Origin of the sequence: Variovorax dokdonensis, assembly GCF_030316895.1 — a bacterium.
Taxonomy (GTDB): domain Bacteria; phylum Pseudomonadota; class Gammaproteobacteria; order Burkholderiales; family Burkholderiaceae_C; genus Variovorax; species Variovorax dokdonensis.
This window is the reverse complement of sequence record NZ_JASZYV010000002.1, coordinates 785,729-800,308: the sequence shown is the minus strand read 5'-3', so window position 1 is coordinate 800,308 and position 14,580 is coordinate 785,729. Positions and strand designations below refer to the sequence as shown.

Sequence of the window (14,580 nt, the reverse complement as noted above, 5' to 3'; positions counted from 1 at the left end):
CGCTATCTCTTTTTGGCTTCGTCCGGCCCGACCGTGCTCACCCCGCGCATGCGCAGGGCGTAGGCGTCCTTGTGGCGCATGTCCGCGCCTTGCACCGACTCGATGGATCGCCCGTAGTGCGCGGCGACCTGCCGAACCGACGTCAGGAATCGCTTGGTCCGCCCAGCCAGTTCATCGGCATTTCCGCGTCCAAGTTCAATGTGCGCACCGGTGTCGAGATCGATGGACCAGCTCCCGCGCGACGACAGCGTCAGCTGCTCGACGGTGAGATCGTCCGCATGGAACATCGGCGCCAGTTCGCGGTACATGCCCAGCACGAGGCTGGCGTCGCTGGCCGGCCCCTTCAGTCGCGGCAGCGGATGCTCGACCTCGGCCACGTTCGCCTCGAAGACCTCGCCGAAGCCATTGATCAGCTGCGAACCCGTGTCGTCGCCCCAATAGGCGACCGGGTCCTGCTCGGTGAGTGTCACGCGCAGGCGGTTGGGGAACTCGCGCCGCACCACCGCCTTGCGCACCCAGGGCACCGACTCGAAGGCGGTCCGGGTGCGTGCCAGGTCGACGGTGAAGAAGTTGCCCGCCAGTTGCGGCACGACGTTGGCGCGCAGCGAGACGTCGCTGACATGCGCCACCTGCCCGTCCACCCGGATGCCGGCAAGCGGGAAGAAGGGTTGACGCAGCACCCACCAGACACCGCCGGCCAGCAGCATGAATCCGCACGACGCAAACAACAGCGTCGCGACGATGTTCATGAGCTTGACGTCCAGCGGCACTGGGATGCTTTCGGCCATGGTCAGTCCGTGGCTCCCCCGGCCAGCGGCCGGTCGGCGTCGAGCGCGGCGTGCGACAGCACGCGCACGCACAGTTCCTCGTAGTCGATGCCGGCTGCTCGCGCGGCCATCGGCACCAGCGAATGGCTGGTCATCCCCGGCGACGTGTTCATCTCCAGCAGGAAGGGCTTGCGATCGCTGGCGCGGATCATCAGGTCCGCCCGGCCCCAGCCACGGCAACCCAAGGTTCGGTAGGCGGCCAGCGACAGGTGCTGGATCTCGGCCTCCAGTTCGGGCGACAGGCCGCTCGGGCAGTGGTACTTCACGTCGTCGGTGAAGTACTTGTTCTGGTAGTCGTAGGCGCCATCGGGCGCGGCGATGCGCACCACCGGCAGCGCCTGGGCGTATTGGCCGGTACCGAGGATGGCGCAGGTCACTTCCTCGCCTTCGATGAACTCCTCGCACAGCACGTCGGGGTCGTAGCGCGCGGCCAGTTCCACCGCCTCCTGCATCTGCGAATAGCCCTGCACCTTGGTCACGCCGATGGAGGAGCCCTCCCGCGGCGGCTTGACGATCAGCGGCAGGCCGAGCACGTCCGGCACCGCACGCACCTGCTCGCGCGATTGCTGGTCGAAGGCCAGTCGCGCATAGCGCGGGGTCGAGAGGCCATCGGCCAGCCAGAGGCGCTTGGTCATGACCTTGTCCATCGCCAGGCTCGAGGCCAGAACGCCGGAGCCGGTATAGGGAATGCCCATCAACTCCAGTGCGCCTTGCACCGTGCCGTCTTCGCCATGCCGGCCATGCAGCACGATGAAGCAGCGATCGAAGCCGTCGCTCTTGAGTTCACCCAGGGCGCGGGTCGAAGGGTCGAAGGCATGGGCATCGACGCCGCGGGCACGCAATGCCCCCAGCACGCCGTCGCCTGACATCAAGGAGACCTCGCGCTCGGCGGAATCGCCACCCATCAGGACGGCCACCTTGCCCAAAGAGGATGCGTCAATCGCGCTCACAGCTTCGCTCCCATGTCAGTGCCGGCGGCGCCGCGCAGCCCCACCACCTTGGCTGGCACACCGCCGATCGAGCCGGCGCCCATGCAAATGACGACATCGCCCGCCTTGGCGTTGTCGAGAATGGTCTGCGGCATCGCCACGATGTCGTCCACGAAGACCGGCTCCACCTTGCCCGCCACACGCAGCGCACGGGTCAGGGTCCGTCCGTCGGCGGCGACGATCGGCGCCTCGCCTGCTGCATAGACCTCTGCGAGCAACACGGCGTCGGCCTGGCCGATGACCTTGACGAAATCCTCGAAGCAGTCGCGCGTGCGGGTGTAGCGGTGCGGCTGGAACGCCAGCACCAGCCGACGGCCGGGAAAGGCGCCGCGCGCAGCGGCGATGGTGGCCGCCATCTCGACCGGATGGTGGCCATAGTCGTCGATCAGCGTGAAGCTCTGGCCATCCGCCAGTGGCACTTCGCCGTAGCGCTGGAAGCGCCGGCCGACACCCTTGAACTCGGCCAGGCCGCGCTGGACGGCCTCGTCCGCGATACCGAGCTCGACGCCCATCGCGATGACCGACAGCGCGTTGCGCACGTTGTGCTCGCCGGGCAGGTTGAGCGTGATCTCCAGGTCCGGCAGCGTGACGCCGTTGCGGCGCTGCACGGTGAAATGCATCTGACCACCCACTGCGCGCACGTTCACGGCGCGCACCTGGGCGTCCTCGTTGAAGCCGTAGCTGGTCACCGGGCAGGACACCTGGGGCACGATCTCGCGCACGGCTTCGTCGTCGGTGCACAGGATGGCAACGCCGTAGAAGGGCATGCGGTGCAGGAAGTCGACAAAGGTGCTCTTGAGCTTTCCGAAGTCGTGCCCGTAGGTCTCCATGTGGTCGGCATCGATGTTCGTCACCACGGCCATGATCGGCAGCAGGTTCAGGAACGACGCGTCCGATTCGTCGGCTTCGACCACGATGTAGTCGCCCTGCCCCAGCCGCGCGTTGGTGCCGGCGCTGTTGAGGCGCCCGCCGATGACGAAGGTCGGATCGAGCCCGGCAGCAGCCAGCACGCTGGCGGCCAGGCTGGTGGTGGTGGTCTTGCCGTGGGTGCCGGCGATCGCGATGCCCTGCTTGAGGCGCATCAGCTCGGCCAGCATGAGGGCGCGCGGCACCACCGGAATCTTCTTCTCGCGCGCGGCCAGGACTTCGGGGTTGTCGGCGCGCACGGCGGTGGACGTGACCACCGCATCGGCCCCGTCGATGTTGGACGCCTGGTGGCCAACCTGTGTGGCGATGCCCAGTTGCGCCAAGCGGTGCAGCGTGGCGCTGTCGGCCAGATCGGAGCCGGAGATCTTGTAGCCCAGGTTGAACAGCACTTCGGCAATGCCGCTCATCCCGGAGCCGCCGACTCCGACAAAGTGAATGTGGCGAATGGCGTGCTTCATTTCGCAAGCTCCTCGCAGGCGTGGACAACCTCGGCCACCGCATCGGTCTTTTGCAGGCTCTTGGCCTTCTGGGCGCGCTCGAGCAGCGCCTCTCGTGTGATCTTCTGTAGCAAGTCGGACAGCAATTCAGGGGTCAGGTCGGACTGGGCGACGAGCCAGCCGGCGCCCGCATCGACGAGGAAGCGGGCGTTGGTGGTCTGGTGGTCGTCGACCGCCGATGGAAATGGAACGAACAGCGCAGCCGCACCCACCGCCGCGATCTCGGTCACGGTGCTGGCGCCGGCGCGCGCGATGACGAGATCGGCCTCGGCAAAAGCCTGGGCCGTGTCGTCGATGAAAGGTGTGAGCTCGGCCTGCACGCCGGCCGCCGTGTAGTTGGCCCGCAACTCGTCGATCTGCTTGGCACCGCTTTGATGCAACGTGATGGGCCGCTCCGCCGGCGCAATTCGCGCCAGCGCCTGCGGCACGATGGCATTGAGCGCCTTGGCACCCAGGCTGCCACCGACGACCAGCAGCTTCAGCGGACCGCTGCGCTGCGCGAAGCGGGTCGCGGGATCGGGCTGCGTCACGAAGGCCTCGCGCAGCGGGTTGCCCACCCAGCGCGCATTCTTGAGCACGTCGGGGAACGCGCTGAACACGCGGTCGGCCACGCCGGCCAGCACCTTGTTGGCCATGCCGGCCACCGAGTTCTGCTCGTGCAACACCAGCGGCTTGCCCAGCAGCACGCTCATCATGCCGCCCGGAAACGTGATGTAGCCACCCAGGCCCACCACCACGTCGGGCTTGACGCGCCGCACCACCTGGATGCTTTGCCAGAACGCGCGCAGCAGCTTGAGCGGCAGCAGCGCCAGCGTCAGCGGTCCCTTGCCGCGCACGCCGCCGAACTGCACCGGCTCGAACGGAAAGCCGCGGGCAGGCACGAGGTCATGCTCCATGCCCGTGGGTGCTCCCAGCCAATGGACACGCCAGCCGCGCGCACGCAGCGCCTCGGCGACCGCCAGACCAGGAAAGATGTGGCCGCCGGTGCCGCCCGCCATGACGAGGGCAGTCCTCATACGCGGCCTCCACGCATCAGCACGCGGTTCTCGTAGTCGATGCGCAGCACGATGGCCAGGGCCGCCATGTTCATGATGATGGCCGAGCCGCCATAGCTCATCAGCGGCAGCGTGAGCCCCTTGGTGGGCAGCGCGCCGAGATTGACGCCCATGTTGATGAAGGTCTGGAAGCCGATCCAGACGCCGATGCCCTGCGCCACCAGTCCCGAGAACACACGGTCCAGGGCGATGGCTTGCCGGCCGATGTGCATGATGCGGCGGGTGAGCCACAGGAACAGCACGATCGCCACGAGCACGCCGATCAGGCCGAACTCCTCGCCGATCACCGCCAGCAGAAAGTCGGTGTGCGCTTCGGGCAGCCAGTGCAGCTTCTCGACGCTGCCGCCCAGGCCGACGCCGAAGACCTCGCCGCGCCCGATGGCAATGAGCGAGTGCGACAGCTGATATCCCTTGCCCAGCGCGTTGGTTTCGCTCCACGGATCGAGATAGGCAAAGATGCGCTCGCGCCGCCAGGGCGAGGACGCCACCATCATCGCGAAGGCCACCACCACCAGCACAGTGATGACGAAGAACATGCGCGCGTTGACGCCGCCCAGGAACAGGATGCCCATCGCGATCACCGCGATCACCATGAAGGCGCCCATGTCGGGCTCGGCCAGGAGCAGCATGCCCACCACCACGACCGCGATGCCCATCGGCAGCACGGCGCGGAAGAAGCGCTCCTTGATCTCCATCTTGCGCACCATGTAGCTGGCCGCATACATCACCATGGCCAGCTTGGCCAACTCCGAAGGCTGGAAATTGGTGAAGCCCAGAGGAATCCAGCGCCGCGCACCGTTCACGCTGCGGCCGATGTGGGGAATGAGCACCAGCACCAACAGGATGATCGATGCGACGAACAGCCAGGGCGCGGCGCGTTCCCAGGTGCGCATCGGCACCTGGAAGGACAGCAGCGCCACCACGAAAGCCACCACCAGGGCGAAGGCGTGGCGCATCAGGAAGTAGGTCTCCTGATAGTTGGCACGGGCAAAGCGCGGGTTGTCGCCGATGGCGATCGAGGCCGAATAGACCATCACCAGGCCCCATGCCAGCAGCGCAACCGTGACCCAGAGCAATGCCTGGTCGAAGCCCAGCACGCGCACCGGCGCCGCCTTGGTCTGGGTGACGCCGGCCCCGCCCAGATGCACCGGCAGGTGCATGGGCAACGCATCGCCCGCGCTGCTGCGCAGACGTCCGAACAGACTGCGCCAGCCCCCGCGGCTTTCCGGTGCGTCGTTCATCTCGTTGGCCTTGGCGGCGCGTGCACTGCTCATGCGGCACCTCCGTGCTCGCCGGATTCGTCCAGATCTGCGCCGGGCCGATCAGGGGAGTCGGCCAGTTCCTGCACCGCGGCGCAGAAGACCTCGGCGCGGTGCGGATAGTTGCGGAACATGTCGAAGCTCGCGCAGGCCGGCGACAGCAGCACCGCATCGCCACGGTGCGCCCGGTGCGCGCAAGCCATGACGGCCTGATGCATGTCGCTCGCATGGTGCATCGGCACGCCGGTGGCGGACAGGGCCTCTTCGATCAGCGGCGCGTCGCGGCCGAGCAGCACCACGGCGCGCGCATATCGCGCCACAGGTTCGGCCAACGGTGAAAAGTCCTGCCCCTTGCCGTCGCCGCCGAGGATGACGACGACCTTGCGCTCCTCGCCCAGCCCGGTGAGCGCGGCGGCCGTGGCCCCGACGTTGGTGCCCTTGCTGTCGTCGAAATATTCGACGTCGTCGATGATCGCCACCGGTTGAACGCGGTGCGGCTCGCCGTGATATTCGCGAAGGCCGTAGAGCATGGGTGCGAGCGCACAGCCAGCGGCAGTTGCCAGCGCCAAAGCCGCCAGCGCATTGAGCGCGTTGTGCTGCCCACGGATGCGCAGCGCGTCGGCCGGCATGAATCGCTGCAGGTGGATTTCCTCTTCTTCCTGCACGGCGCCGCGCTTGCGCTTGATGGTTTCGTCCGCCTCGTGGGCACGCACCAGCCAGGCCATGCCGTTCACGCGTTCGATGCCGTAGTCGCCGGGGCGCCTGGGCAATTGGGCGCCGAAGGTGACGTGCGTGCGCACCTGCGGGCGCTGCAACTTCACACGCACCGGCGGCGGCAGCATCTGCATGACCTGCGGGTCGTCACGGTTGAGCAGCATCAGACCGCGCTGGCCGAAGATGCGGGCCTTGGCAGCCGCGTAGGCGGCCATGTCGCCGTGCCAGTCCAGGTGGTCCTGGCTGATGTTGAGCACCGTGGCGGCGGTCGGCTCGAAGCCGTGCGAGGTGTCGAGCTGGAAGCTCGACAGTTCGAGCACCCAGACATCGGGCAGGTCTTGCGCATCCATGCGCTCGGCCAGCGTGTCGAGCAGGGTTGGGCCGATGTTGCCGGCCACCGCGACGCTCTTGCCCGCGCGCTCAACCAGGATGCCGGTGAGCGATGTGACGGTCGTCTTGCCGTTGGTGCCGGTCACGGCCAGCACTGCCGGCTGGTAGCCGCGCTTTGCGGGCGGAACCTGGACGACGATGGGTGTGGGCTCGTCTTCCGATTCGGATGCGGCGCCTTCGGCGTCGGCCGGGAGGGCATCGACCACGGATTCCGGCAACGCGTTCGGCTCCGACTCCGGCTGCAGGTCGTCAGCATCCTGTGCAGGCTCGGGGGCTTCAGCCTCGGATTCCAGGGCTACCGTTGCCTCGACCTGATTCGATTGCGCTTGTTCAACGCCGTCGTCGCCGTCTTGCGAGGATTCATCTTCCTGCGGCGGTTGCGCGAGGTCGGCCAGCGCCAGCGTGAACAGGTCCAGTTCGCCGCCCACCGGCAGGCCGATGGCGCGGGCTGCGTCCACCACCGGCGCACGCTCGGCTGGGGCGATGCCTGGCGAGCAGTAGACCGCCCGGATCGGCGTACCCTCGACCAGCGAAGCCGAAAACGGACCAGCGACGAAGCGCACGTCTGGCAGTTGCTGGCGCAGCACGGCCAACTGTGGCGGGGCCTCGCGCGTGTCGGCCACGGTCACCACCGCGCCGTGGCGCGCGCACCAGCGCGCCATGGCCAGGCCGGAGGCGCCCAGGCCCAGGACCAGCACGGGGAGTTGGTTGAGATGCTTCACCTGGCCGGCTTCCCTATCTCAGCTTGAGGGTGGACAGGCCCACCATGCAAAGCAGCATGGTGATGATCCAGAAGCGCACGACCACCTGGGTCTCGCGCCAGCCGCTTTTCTCGAAGTGATGGTGCAGCGGTGCCATCTTGAGGACGCGCCGACCCTCGCCATAGCGACGCTTGGTGTACTTGAAGTAAGTCACCTGGGCCATGACCGAGATGGCCTCGACCACGAAGATGCCGCCCATCACGAAGAACACGATCTCCTGGCGCACGATCACCGCGATGGTGCCCAGCGCGCCACCCAGCGCCAATGCGCCGACGTCGCCCATGAACACCTGTGCCGGATGCGTGTTGAACCACAGGAACGCCAGCCCCGCGCCGGCCATGGCCGAGCAGAACACCAGCAACTCGCCCGAGCCGGGAATGTGCGGGAAGAGCAGGTAGCGGGAATACACGGCGCTGCCCGTCACATAGGCGAAAACGCCCAGCGAAGAGCCGACCATCACGACCGGCATGATCGCCAGGCCGTCCAGCCCGTCGGTGAGGTTGACCGCGTTGCTCGCGCCCACGATCACGAGGTAGGTCAGCACCACGAAACCGATGCCGCCCAGCGGGTACGAGATCTCCTTGAAGAAGGGCAGCAGCAGGTGGGTCTTGGGCGGGAAGTCGAGGTCGAACCCGGACTTGACCCAGGCATAGAACAGTTCGAGCACGCGCCAGTTCGACACTTCCGAGATCGCGAACAGCAGGTAGAAGGCCGCCATCAACCCGATGAGCGACTGCCACATGTACTTCTCGCGCGAGCGCATGCCTTCCGGATCCTTCTTGACGACCTTGCGCCAGTCGTCGACCCAGCCGATGGCGCCGAATCCCAGGGTGACCCAAAGCACGATCCAGACAAAGCGATTCGACAGGTCGAACCACATCAGCGTGGCGAAGGCGATCGAGAACAGCACCAGCACGCCGCCCATGGTGGGCGTGCCGCTCTTGATCAGGTGCGTGTCCATCGCATAGCCACGGACGGGCTGGCCGATCTTGAGAGCCGTCAGACGCCGGATCACCCAGGGCCCGGCCAGCAAGCCCATGAGCAGCGCGGTCACCGATGCCATGAGGGCACGGAAAGTCAGGTACTGGAAGACGCGCAGGAACCCGGCATCCGGGTACAGCGTCTGCAGCCATTGGGCCAGGCTCATCAGCATGGGGCGATTTCCGGTTGCTCAATGCGCATGACCGGCCTCCTCTTTCTTGTTGCCAAGGTGTGCATCGATGGCCTGCACCACGCGCTCCATCTTCATGAAGCGCGAACCCTTGACGAGCACGCTCGCCACCTGCGGCAGACGCGCCAGCACGGCGGCATCGAGCGCGTCGATGTCGTTGTTGTCGAAATGCCGGCCATCGGCAGAAGGCGCGGCCCGCGAATAAGCCCCGACGGCGTGCCCGGATTGCTCGCCCAGCGCATACACCGATTCGATGCCGCGCGTAGCGGCCCAAGCGCCCACCTCCGCATGGAACTGGGGGCCCTGATCGCCCACTTCGCCCATGTCGCCGAGCACCAGCAGGTGCGGTCCCGGCAGCGCCGCCAGCACGTCGATGGCGGCGCGTACCGAATCGGGATTGGCGTTGTAGCTGTCGTCGACCAGCGTGAGCGGATCGGCGCTTGCACGCGGCAGCACGCGCGCGTTGGAGCGCCCGCTCACCGGACGGAAGGCTTCCAGCCCCTGCCCGATCTGGGACAGCGACACACCGGCCGCCAGCGCGCACGCGATGGCCGCCATGGCGTTGTCCAGGTTGTGCCTGCCGGCGATCTGCAAGCGGCACGCCAGACGGCCCAGCGGCGTATCGACCGCCAATACCCACGCCTCGCCCAGCCACTGCGCCGAAGCGAGGCGCACGTCGGCGCCAGGGTGGTCGCCAAAGCGCAGGCAGCGCCGGGCGCCACCGCAGGCGGCCAACTCGGACCACAGGGCCGTGAACGGGTCGCCCGCGGGAAACACAGCCGTACCGTCCGAAGGCAGTGCGTCGAACACCTGCGCGTTTTCTCGCGCCACGGCCTCCACGCTCTGCATGAATTCCTGATGCTCGCGTTGGGCGTTGTTGACCAGGGCGATCGTCGGGCAGGCGATCTGGGCCAGGCGAGCGATCTCGCCAGGATGGTTCATGCCAAGCTCGACCACGCCCCGCAGGTGCTCGGGGCGCAGACGCAGCAGCGTGAGCGGCAGGCCGATCTCGTTGTTGAAGTTGCCGCGAGTGGCCAGCGAACGCGCTTCGCCACCCTGGGCCGCGAGGATCGCCGCCAGCATCTGGGTGACGGTGGTCTTGCCGTTGCTGCCGGTCACGGCAATCAGCGGCAGCGAATATTGCGCGCGCCATCCGGCCGCCAGCTGCCCCAGCGCGGCCAGCGTGTCCGGCACCTGCAGGCCCGGCAAGCCGGCCTCCTGCAAACCATCATGGGCGATGGCAGCGACCGCGCCGGCTGCCTTGGCCTGGCCCAGGAAGGCATGGGCATCGAAGCGCTCGCCCTTGAGGGCGACGAAGAGATCACCCGGCTGCAGGCTTCGCGTGTCGGTGTGAACGCGCGCGATCGGCGTCTGCGGATCGCCGACGAGGCGGGCATCCGCGATCCAGGACTGAGCCTGGGCCAGCGTCATCATCATCGTCATGCAGACCTCCTCGCCGCCAGGGCGTTGGCCGCATGCTCGCGGTCGGAGAAGGCGATGCGCTTGCCTTGCGCCAGTTCCTGCCACGCCTCGTGGCCACGGCCCGCCAGCAACACGATGTCGTTCGCATCCGCCTGCGCGATCACGTCGACGATCGCGCGTGCCCGGTCGGGCTCGACCTGCGCCTGCTCGGGCCGGCTCAGTCCCCTGAGGATCTGGCTGATGATGGCGTCCGGCGACTCGCCGCGGGGGTTGTCGCTCGTGACCATGATCCGGTCGGCCTGCGCCTCGGCCACGGCGCCCATCATCGGGCGCTTGATCGGATCGCGATCGCCGCCGCAACCGAACAGGCACCACAGCCGACCGCCGCGCTGACGCGCCAGTGGCCGCAGGCCAGCCAAGGCCTTGTCGATGGCGTCGGGCGTGTGCGCGTAGTCGACCACCACCAGCGGCGCGCCGGAGACCGCATCCACGCGCTCCATCCGACCCGGAACCGGGCCGAGGCTGCGGCAGGCATTCACGGCCTGGGCCAGGTCCATTCCCAGGGCACGCAAGGCGCCGAGCACACCCAGAAGGTTGGCCACGTTGTACTGGCCGATGAGGCCGGTCGACAGCGTCTGCGCGGGCTGCCCGTCTTCGACGACGGTGAAGCACAGGCCTTGCGCGTCGTAGCCGACATCGTGCGCCGACAGGCGTGCCGGCGCGCCGGCAGCGGATACGGTCCACAGCTGCGGGCGCTCCGCTTCAGGCTGATCGGCCAGGCTGGCCGCCAGGCTCGCGCCATGCACGTCGTCCACGTTGACCACGGCAGCTTGCAGGCCGGGCCAGCGGAACAGCTCGGCCTTGGCGGCCCAGTAGGCCTCCATGCTGCCGTGATAGTCCAGGTGGTCCTGGGTGAAATTGGTGAACACGGCCACTGCGATGCGCGTGCCATCGAGCCGACGTTCTGCAATTCCGATGGACGAAGCCTCGATCGCGCAGGCGCGCAGGCCCTGGTCCGCAATCTCGCGGAAGTAGCCTTGCAACATGACCGGATCGGGGGTGGTCAGGCCGGTGTAGCGCAGGTTCGGGGGCACGCCCATGCCCAGCGTGCCGACCACGGCGCATGCGCCCGGACCGGAGGCGACGTCGCGCGACAGCGCCTGCGCCAGCCACCAGGCGGTCGAGGTCTTGCCGTTCGTGCCCGTGACGGCCAGCACCGACAAGTGCTGGGACGGCGCGTCGTAGAACTCGGCGGCGATGGGACCGGTCGCCGCTTTCAGGCCTGCGTAGCGGGCCACTTCCTCCTGCGTGAAGCCGAATGCCTCCACGCCTTCGCGTTCGACGAGGCATGCCGCCGCGCCTTGGGAGATGGCCGCGGCCACATGCCGGCGCCCATCGGTCGCCGCGCCAGGCCATGCGATGAACCCGTCACCCATCTGCACGGCGCGGCTGTCGGCCCGCAGTTGGCCGCGCACATTCAGGCGCAGCCACTGGGCGGCCTGTTGCGGGGTGTGGAGATCGACGCTGCTCATCAGAAGCTCTCATCCACCGATTCGGTCACCACCAGCGGCTTGACGGCGAGGTCCGGCGGCACGTTCATCACGCGCAGGGTTTCCTGCACGACCTTGCTGAACACCGGCGCGGCCACGAGGCCGCCGAAGTACTTGCCGGCACTGGGCTCGTCGATCATCACGCCGACGATGATTCGCGGGCTGTTGATCGGCGCCATGCCGGTGAACCAGGATCGGTACTTGTTCGATGCGTAGCCCTTGCCCACCTGCTTGTGCGCGGTGCCGGACTTGCCGCCCACCGAATAGCCGACGGTCTGCGCCAGCGGGCCCGTGCCGCCGGGGCCGGCGGCCATCTGCAGCATCTTGCGCACCTGAGCGGCCACCTGCGGCGAGAACACACGCACGCCCTCGGCGCGGTCGGCATGCTTGACGATGCTCACCGGGATGATCTCGCCGTCATGCGCGAGCGCGGTGTACGAATGCGCCATCTGGAACAGCGAAGCCGAAAGCCCATAGCCGTAGGCCATGGTGGCCTGTTCCACCGGCTTCCAGCTCTTCCAGGGGCGCAGGCGCCCCGTCACCGCCCCGGGGAACTGAACCTGCGGCTTGCTGCCGTAGCCCAGCGCGGTGTAGGTGTTCCACATTTCCTGCGGCGACATCTTCTGCGCGATCTTGAGCGCGCCGATGTTGCTGGACTTCTGGATCACGCCTTCGACCGTCAGCGCGCCGTAGTTGTGCGTGTCGCTGATGGTGAAGCCGCCCATGCTCATGCGGCCGGGGCTCGTGTCGATCAAGGTCTGGGGCGTGATGCGCCCGGCCTGCAGCGCCATGGCGACGGTGATCGGCTTCATGGTCGAGCCGGGCTCGAACACGTCGGTCAGCGCGCGGTTGCGCAACTGGTCGCCGGTGAGGTTGCGGCGGTTGTCCGGCTGATAGCTGGGGTAGTTGGCCAGCGCCAGGATTTCGCCGGTCAGCGAATCCAGCACCACGACACTGCCCGCCTTGGCCTTGTTGGCCGTGACCGCATCGCGCAACTGCTGATAGGCGAAGAACTGCACCTTGCTGTCGATCGACAGCTGGATGTCCTTGCCATCCTCCGGCGGCGTGATCTCGCCAACACCCTCGACGACGCGGCCGAGCCGGTCCTTGATGACGCGGCGCGACCCAGGCTTGCCCGCAAGCTCGCCGTCGAAGGCCAGCTCGATGCCTTCCTGGCCCAGGTTCTCGATGTTGGTGAAGCCGACGATGTGCGCCGCCGACTCGCCCTCGGGGTACTCGCGCCGATATTCGCGGCGCTGGTAGATGCCCTTGATGCCCAGATCGGCAATCTGCTTGGCCACCGGCTCGTCGACCTGGCGCTTGATCCAGACGAAGGTCTTGTCCTCGTCCTGCAGCTTCTTGTCGAAGGCCTGTCTGGGCATGTCCAGCAGCTTGGCCACCTGCTTGAGCTTGGCCTGAACAGCCGGGTCGTCGCGCTCGATGTCTTCGGGAATCGCCCAGATGCTCGGCGCCACCACGCTGGAGGCCAGCAGAACGCCGTTGCGGTCCACGATGCGGCCCCGGTTGGCCGGGAGTTCGAGCGTGCGCGCGAAGCGAACCTCGCCCTGGCGCAGGAAGAAGTCGTTGCCGATCACCTGCACGTAGGCTGCGCGCCCGGCCAGCACCGCAAAGCCCAGCGCAATGCCGGCCACGATGAACTTGCTGCGCCAGACCGGCGTCTTGCTCGCCAGCAGCGGACTTTGGGTGTAGCGGACGCTGCGGCTCATGGACGCCTCCCTGCCGAACCGGATGCGGCGCCGGCCGCAGGCTTTGCACCGGGCTTGGGCGGTGGTGGCGGCGGCTCGATCGCCGGGATCACGCTGCCGTCGGCGCGCACGTACACCGTGATCGCCGGCGTGGCCGTTCGCATCTTCAGTTGCTCGCGCGCCAGCTTCTCGACGCGTAGCGGTGTCGCCTGGGCGCGCTTTTCCACTTCGAGCCGGTCCGATTCAAGATCGAGCCGGCGCGCCTCCAGCTCCTGGCGGTGCATCTCGGTGTAGATGTTGCGCGCGGTGTACTTGAGGTGGACCATGTACAGGGCCGAGCCGATCACCGCGATCAAGAGCAACAGGTTGAGGCGCGTCAGCACGGCGCCTCCGTGCGCTCTGCCACGCGAAGGATGGCGCTGCGGGCGCGCGGGTTCGCGCGGACCTCGGCCTCGGACGGCTTGATGCGCCCCACCGAATGCAAGAGCGTGGGCGCGGGTTCCGCAAAGGGTGCGCGGCGATCCACCACCGTGCGCGAATGCGCGGCGATGAACTGCTTGACGATGCGGTCCTCCAGCGAATGGAAGCTGATGACCGCCAGGCGCCCCTGTGGCTTGAGCACGGCCAGACTCGCTTTTAGCGCCTGTTGCAGCTCTTCAAGCTCGGCGTTGATGAAAATCCGAAGAGCCTGAAATGTGCGCGTTGCAGGGTTCTGGCCCGGCTCGCGGGTTTTGACCGCGCCAGCCACGAGTTCGGCCAGCTCGGCGGTGGTTGAAAGCGGGCCCCGTTCTTGTCGGCGAGCAGCAATCGCCTTTGCAATCTGAACAGCAAACCGTTCTTCGCCATAGTCACGGATGACCTCCGCAATCTGTTTGGGTTCGGCCGTCGCCAGCCAATCGGCCACGCTCTGGCCGCGCGTGGGATCCATGCGCATGTCGAGCGGGCCGTCGAAACGAAAAGAAAAACCCCGTGCGGGGTTGTCGATCTGGGGGGAGCTGATGCCGAGGTCCATCAAGAGGCCGCCCACACTGGAAGGCGGCAATTGCCCCAGGTCTGCGAAGCCTTGGTGCCGGATGGAAAAGCGCGCATCCTCGATGCGCCCCGCCTCTGCCACTGCCTCCGGATCCTTGTCGAAGGCAATCAGCCTGCCCTGCGGGCCCAGCTGCGCCAGGATCGCCCGCGAATGGCCGCCCCGCCCGAAGGTCGCGTCGACGAACGTGTCGCGCGAGCCTGCCGCCTGGAGCGCGTCGACCGCTTCTTCCAGGAGGACGGTGGTGTGATTCCATGCGGTGTCCAACGCCGGCTCTTCTTC

The 14,580-nt window shown here is 67.5% G+C and carries 12 protein-coding genes; all 12 read right to left on the bottom strand.

Annotated elements, in window-relative coordinates; translation table 11 throughout:
- Positions 1-2: 2 nt before the first annotated feature.
- Genes QTH91_RS12225 through rsmH form a run of 12 tightly spaced genes read right to left on the bottom strand, consistent with a single transcriptional unit; the run spans position 3 to position 14,565 of the window.
- Positions 3-788 (bottom strand): cell division protein FtsQ/DivIB, encoded by a 786-nt coding sequence (locus tag QTH91_RS12225; RefSeq protein ID WP_286660342.1) that lies wholly within the window; start codon positions 786-788, stop codon positions 3-5.
- Positions 789-790: 2 nt separating this feature from the next.
- Entirely contained in the window at positions 791-1,777 is a 987-nt protein-coding gene (locus QTH91_RS12220; RefSeq protein ID WP_286660341.1) for a D-alanine--D-alanine ligase, read from the bottom strand.
- Complete coding sequence (gene murC, locus QTH91_RS12215) at positions 1,774-3,201, bottom strand: UDP-N-acetylmuramate--L-alanine ligase (RefSeq protein ID WP_286660340.1); 1,428 nt, start codon at positions 3,199-3,201, stop codon at positions 1,774-1,776. Before murC ends, QTH91_RS12220 begins: the two co-directional genes overlap by 4 nt.
- Positions 3,198-4,256 (bottom strand): undecaprenyldiphospho-muramoylpentapeptide beta-N-acetylglucosaminyltransferase, encoded by a 1,059-nt coding sequence (gene murG / locus QTH91_RS12210; protein ID WP_286660339.1) that lies wholly within the window; start codon positions 4,254-4,256, stop codon positions 3,198-3,200. Before murG ends, murC begins: the two co-directional genes overlap by 4 nt.
- Positions 4,253-5,536 (bottom strand): putative lipid II flippase FtsW, encoded by a 1,284-nt coding sequence (gene ftsW, locus QTH91_RS12205; RefSeq protein WP_390367968.1) that lies wholly within the window; start codon positions 5,534-5,536, stop codon positions 4,253-4,255. The genes murG and ftsW overlap by 4 nt, the downstream gene beginning before the upstream one ends.
- A gap of 29 nt (positions 5,537-5,565) precedes the next feature.
- Positions 5,566-7,380: a UDP-N-acetylmuramoyl-L-alanine--D-glutamate ligase gene (gene murD, locus QTH91_RS12200; RefSeq protein WP_286660338.1), complete on the bottom strand. Its 1,815-nt coding sequence runs from the start codon at positions 7,378-7,380 to the stop codon at positions 5,566-5,568.
- Between the two features lie 13 nt (positions 7,381-7,393).
- Positions 7,394-8,572: a phospho-N-acetylmuramoyl-pentapeptide-transferase gene (gene mraY / locus QTH91_RS12195; protein WP_286660337.1), complete on the bottom strand. Its 1,179-nt coding sequence runs from the start codon at positions 8,570-8,572 to the stop codon at positions 7,394-7,396.
- A gap of 18 nt (positions 8,573-8,590) precedes the next feature.
- On the bottom strand, positions 8,591-10,027 hold the full coding sequence (locus QTH91_RS12190; RefSeq protein ID WP_390367966.1) for a UDP-N-acetylmuramoyl-tripeptide--D-alanyl-D-alanine ligase: 1,437 nt from the start codon (positions 10,025-10,027) through the stop codon (positions 8,591-8,593).
- A 2-nt stretch (positions 10,028-10,029) separates the two neighbouring features.
- Positions 10,030-11,544, bottom strand: coding sequence for a UDP-N-acetylmuramoyl-L-alanyl-D-glutamate--2,6-diaminopimelate ligase (locus tag QTH91_RS12185; protein ID WP_286660335.1), 1,515 nt, complete (start codon positions 11,542-11,544; stop codon positions 10,030-10,032).
- Positions 11,544-13,289, bottom strand: a complete 1,746-nt coding sequence (locus QTH91_RS12180; RefSeq protein WP_286660334.1) for a peptidoglycan D,D-transpeptidase FtsI family protein — start codon at positions 13,287-13,289, stop codon at positions 11,544-11,546. Before QTH91_RS12180 ends, QTH91_RS12185 begins: the two co-directional genes overlap by 1 nt.
- Positions 13,286-13,648, bottom strand: a complete 363-nt coding sequence (ftsL, locus tag QTH91_RS12175; RefSeq protein WP_286660655.1) for a cell division protein FtsL — start codon at positions 13,646-13,648, stop codon at positions 13,286-13,288. Before ftsL ends, QTH91_RS12180 begins: the two co-directional genes overlap by 4 nt.
- Positions 13,645-14,565 carry a 16S rRNA (cytosine(1402)-N(4))-methyltransferase RsmH gene (gene rsmH, locus QTH91_RS12170; RefSeq protein WP_286660333.1) on the bottom strand — a complete coding sequence of 307 codons (921 nt, stop codon included), beginning with the start codon at positions 14,563-14,565 and terminating at the stop codon, positions 13,645-13,647. The genes ftsL and rsmH overlap by 4 nt, the downstream gene beginning before the upstream one ends.
- Positions 14,566-14,580 lie beyond the last annotated feature (15 nt).

What these genes read in the sequence shown, in the direction of transcription:
- QTH91_RS12190 (WP_390367966.1), bottom strand. Translation starts at nt 10,027, where the DNA reads ATGATGATGACGCTGGCCCAGGCTCAGTCCTGGATCGCGGATGCCCGC.
- murG (WP_286660339.1), bottom strand. Translation starts at nt 4,256, where the DNA reads ATGAGGACTGCCCTCGTCATGGCGGGCGGCACCGGCGGCCACATCTTT.
- QTH91_RS12180 (WP_286660334.1), bottom strand. Translation starts at nt 13,289, where the DNA reads ATGAGCCGCAGCGTCCGCTACACCCAAAGTCCGCTGCTGGCGAGCAAG.
- QTH91_RS12185 (WP_286660335.1), bottom strand. Translation starts at nt 11,544, where the DNA reads ATGAGCAGCGTCGATCTCCACACCCCGCAACAGGCCGCCCAGTGGCTG.
- QTH91_RS12225 (WP_286660342.1), bottom strand. Translation starts at nt 788, where the DNA reads ATGGCCGAAAGCATCCCAGTGCCGCTGGACGTCAAGCTCATGAACATC.
- mraY (WP_286660337.1), bottom strand. Translation starts at nt 8,572, where the DNA reads ATGCTGATGAGCCTGGCCCAATGGCTGCAGACGCTGTACCCGGATGCC.
- murC (WP_286660340.1), bottom strand. Translation starts at nt 3,201, where the DNA reads ATGAAGCACGCCATTCGCCACATTCACTTTGTCGGAGTCGGCGGCTCC.
- ftsW (WP_390367968.1), bottom strand. Translation starts at nt 5,536, where the DNA reads ATGAACGACGCACCGGAAAGCCGCGGGGGCTGGCGCAGTCTGTTCGGA.